We start from the raw sequence: 3,126 nt of genomic DNA on the forward strand, positions 1-3,126 counted from the left end.
AATCTTCGAACAATTTGAGGCGATTTTCCCCGATCGCGTGGAGCTTTCGGCGCGCACCGGATGGGACCTGCCGGTCATCGGCACCATCGACGTCTACCGCAACTCTTCGGCTATCTACAGCTTCGCCCCGGCTGACGCGGTGATCGGCGAGGCGCATGCGTTCTTCGACAATGTCGGCGTCGTTCCGACCGGCACCTACGGGCTCGCCGAACGTTGCCCGCTACTGGTGCTGCGCTCGCCAAGGCGCTAAGGGGCAGCTATGAAATTCCTTCGCGATCCCATCAGCGAAAGACCGCGTTCCTGATGCGAATCCAGGCCGGGAAAAATTTCGCGCGGTTCGTTCCTTGCGCGCGCCTTGACTCTCGAAAGCCTCCGGCCTATCTCAGCGCCACGTTAGCACTCGCCTTGTGTGAGTGCTAACATATCCGGCCTCGCCGGATGGAGGAACAGTTCTCACCGTTCTCATCGAGGAAGACACTTATGGCAAAGTCCAAGTTCCGCCCGCTTCATGACCGCGTGGTCGTTCGCCGGGTCGAATCCGAATCCAAGACCGCCGGCGGGATCATCATCCCGGATACGGCGAAGGAGAAGCCGCAGGAGGGCGAGATCATCGCCGTCGGCTCCGGCGCTCGCGACGAAGCCGGCAAGCTCGTGCCGCTCGACGTCAAGGCCGGCGACCGCATCCTGTTCGGCAAGTGGTCCGGCACCGAAGTCAAGCTCAATGGCGAAGACCTTCTGATCATGAAGGAATCCGACATCATGGGCATCATCGGCTGAACATCGGCCTCACCGTCAACTGAATCTTGAATCTGCGGGTTCGCCCCGAACCCCTGCCAGGAGCTTACAATGGCTGCAAAAGACGTAAAATTCTCCCGTGATGCCCGCGAGCGCATGCTGCGCGGCGTCAACATCCTTGCCGACGCGGTGAAGGTGACGCTGGGCCCCAAGGGCCGCAACGTCGTCATCGACAAGTCGTTCGGCGCCCCGCGCATCACCAAGGACGGCGTCACCGTCGCCAAGGAGATCGAACTTGAGGACAAGTTCGAGAACATGGGCGCGCAGATGGTCCGCGAAGTCGCTTCGAAGACCAACGACATCGCCGGCGACGGCACCACGACCGCGACCGTTCTCGCCCAGGCGATCGTCCAGGAAGGCCACAAGGCGGTTGCCGCCGGCATGAACCCGATGGACCTGAAGCGCGGCATCGACCTCGCCGTGACCGAAGTCGTCGTCGCTCTCGGCAAGGCCGCCAAGAAGATCAAGACCTCCGAGGAGGTCGCTCAGGTCGGCACCATCTCGGCCAACGGCGATGCTTCGGTCGGCAAGATGATCGCCGAAGCGATGCAGAAGGTCGGCAACGAAGGCGTCATCACGGTTGAGGAAGCCAAGACCGCCGAGACCGAACTCGAAGTCGTCGAAGGCATGCAGTTCGACCGCGGCTACCTCTCGCCCTACTTCGTCACCAACGCCGACAAGATGGTTGCCGAGCTCGAGGACGTCTACATCCTCCTGCACGAGAAGAAGCTGTCCAACCTCCAGGCCATGCTGCCGGTTCTCGAAGCCGTCGTGCAGACCTCGAAGCCGCTGCTCATCATCTCGGAAGACGTCGAAGGCGAGGCTCTGGCCACGCTGGTCGTCAACAAGCTGCGTGGCGGCCTGAAGATCGCCGCCGTCAAGGCGCCGGGCTTCGGTGATCGCCGCAAGGCCATGCTGGAAGACATCGCCATCCTCACCGGTGGCCAGGTCATCTCGGAAGACCTCGGCATCAAGCTCGAGAACGTCGGCCTCAACATGCTCGGCCGCGCCAAGAAGGTGTCGATCTCCAAGGAGAACACCACCATCGTCGACGGCGCCGGCAAGAAGGCCGAGATCCAGGGCCGCGTTGCCCAGATCAAGCAGCAGATCGAAGAGACCACTTCGGACTACGACAAGGAGAAGCTGCAGGAACGTCTGGCGAAGCTCGCCGGCGGCGTTGCGGTGATCCGCGTCGGCGGTGCGACGGAAGTCGAAGTCAAGGAAAAGAAGGACCGCGTCGATGACGCCCTCAACGCGACCCGCGCGGCCGTCGAAGAAGGCATCGTTGCTGGTGGTGGCGTCGCGCTGCTGCGCGCTTCGGCCAACATCAAGGCCACCGGCGTCAATGCCGACCAGGCCGCCGGCATCAACATCGTGCGTCGTGCGCTTCAGGCTCCGGCCCGCCAGATCGCGGCCAACGCCGGTGCGGAAGCATCGATCGTTGCCGGCAAGATCCTTGAGAACAAGGGCGCGACCTTCGGCTACAACGCCCAGACCGGCGAGTATGGCGACATGATCGCCATGGGTATCGTCGATCCGGTCAAGGTTGTCCGTACGGCTCTTCAGGACGCGGCCTCGGTCGCCGGCCTGCTGGTCACCACCGAAGCCATGATCGCGGAGGCTCCGAAGAAGGAGTCGGCTGGCGGCGGCATGCCTGGCGGCATGGGCGGCGGCGGCATGGGCGGCATGGGCGGCATGGATTTCTAATCCAGCTCTGGCAGCTTTCGCAACGAGAGGGCGGCATCAATGCCGCCCTCTTTTTTTGCGAACCTCGGTCCGATGAACGATCGACGCCAACGCCGGCCATCGGCGTTAGGGCAACCTCAAAAGAACTGTCGAGTTGGTTGCGCGCGGCTTTGCGTCATCAGAGGCGCAAGGCGGTCGCGTGTGAGGATTGCGCGCTCCCATAGGCGGTTTCGGCATGTGCCTCGCCTTCGACATCGACATTGCGGCCAAGCAGGAAATCGGCGGCTTTCGAGGCATGGCTTGCGGCGCGGAAGATGGCGCGGTTGTCCTCGCGCAAAACCGTCAGCCATGAGCCGATGTAGTCGGCATGGCGCACGCTCGGCTCGATGCCGAGACTGCTGCAGATGAAGGCTGATGCGATTTCGGCGACCAGTTCCTCGCGCGCATAGGTGTTGGACCCGAAGGAGCCGGACAGGTCGCGCGCGAGTCGCCTCGGGTGGCCGGTCCAGTGTCCAAGCTCGTGTTAGGTCACACCTCCAACGCGTCCTTTCTGTCATCTTCCTGAGCCAGAATCAGGACAGTTCTTACGCTTCAGGCGTTGCTCCGCCGCTTTGCGGGGCGGGCCCGAGGGCCTGCCCCGCAAAG

General features: G+C 63.0%; 2 protein-coding genes and 2 pseudogenes. 3 read left to right on the forward strand and 1 reads right to left on the reverse strand.

Features of this window, described 5'->3' with window-relative positions:
* The 3 genes and pseudogenes from EOA33_RS29705 to groL form a co-directional block, all read left to right on the forward strand.
* Window positions 1-250 (forward strand): annotated as a pseudogene (locus EOA33_RS29705) (methyltransferase type 11); the annotation flags it as partial.
* 230 nt (window positions 251-480) lie between these two features.
* On the forward strand, window positions 481-777 hold the full coding sequence (groES, locus tag EOA33_RS29710; protein WP_006203049.1) for a co-chaperone GroES: 297 nt from the start codon (window positions 481-483) through the stop codon (window positions 775-777).
* A 69-nt stretch (window positions 778-846) separates the two neighbouring features.
* Window positions 847-2,502 (forward strand): chaperonin GroEL, encoded by a 1,656-nt coding sequence (gene groL, locus EOA33_RS29715; protein WP_127407264.1) that lies wholly within the window; start codon window positions 847-849, stop codon window positions 2,500-2,502.
* Window positions 2,503-2,659: 157 nt separating this feature from the next.
* Here the strand turns inward: groL and EOA33_RS29720 are convergent.
* Window positions 2,660-3,004: pseudogene (locus tag EOA33_RS29720) on the reverse strand (zincin-like metallopeptidase domain-containing protein); the annotation flags it as partial.
* Between the last annotated feature and the right edge of the window lie 122 nt (window positions 3,005-3,126).

Source organism: Mesorhizobium sp. M4A.F.Ca.ET.050.02.1.1, assembly GCF_003997725.1.
In the GTDB taxonomy this organism is placed as follows: Bacteria; Pseudomonadota; Alphaproteobacteria; order Rhizobiales; family Rhizobiaceae; genus Mesorhizobium.

What these genes read in the sequence shown, in the direction of transcription:
- groES (WP_006203049.1), top strand. Translation starts at nt 481, where the DNA reads ATGGCAAAGTCCAAGTTCCGCCCGCTTCATGACCGCGTGGTCGTTCGC.
- groL (WP_127407264.1), top strand. Translation starts at nt 847, where the DNA reads ATGGCTGCAAAAGACGTAAAATTCTCCCGTGATGCCCGCGAGCGCATG.